General features: G+C 57.8%; 1 pseudogene. It reads left to right on the forward strand.

The annotated features are described in order from the left end of the window. Positions 1-479, forward strand: a pseudogene (locus BK665_RS34085) (RHS repeat-associated core domain-containing protein); the annotation flags it as partial.

The following is a 479-nucleotide window of genomic DNA, read 5'->3' on the forward strand; positions in this document are numbered from 1 at the left end:
TTCACCACGCGGTTTGACTGCGTGGACGATGGCTTGACGTTCTACGGCTCCGATGGCCGCGACCACAGCTTTCCGCTGCCCAAACTCGGTCTGTTTCACTACGACGCCATCGAAAGCATTACACTGGTTCGCAGTGGCGAAGACCAGTTGCTGTTGTGCCGTGGCTTCGAACGTAAGGAAACCTACGTCCTCCATGGCCAGCGCTTTGTGCTGACCAATATTTCTCTGCGCAACGGCGCCGGAATCATGCTGCATTACGAGCATCGCCACGGCGAACAGTCGGTGCTCTCGGACCTGATCACCTATCAAGAAAACGACATCAGCAAAGTCCACCTGCACCTCGGTACGATGATCGACGATCACGGCCGGCTGATCGGCCTCTGGCAAATCGTTGACGGTGCCCCACTGCGACAACGCTGTGCCTACCAGTACGACGCCTATGGCGACCTGATTCAGGCGCAGGACGAGAACGGCGCAGT

The organism is Pseudomonas frederiksbergensis (genome assembly GCF_003732665.1).
In the GTDB taxonomy this organism is placed as follows: Bacteria; Pseudomonadota; Gammaproteobacteria; order Pseudomonadales; family Pseudomonadaceae; genus Aquipseudomonas; species Aquipseudomonas frederiksbergensis_G.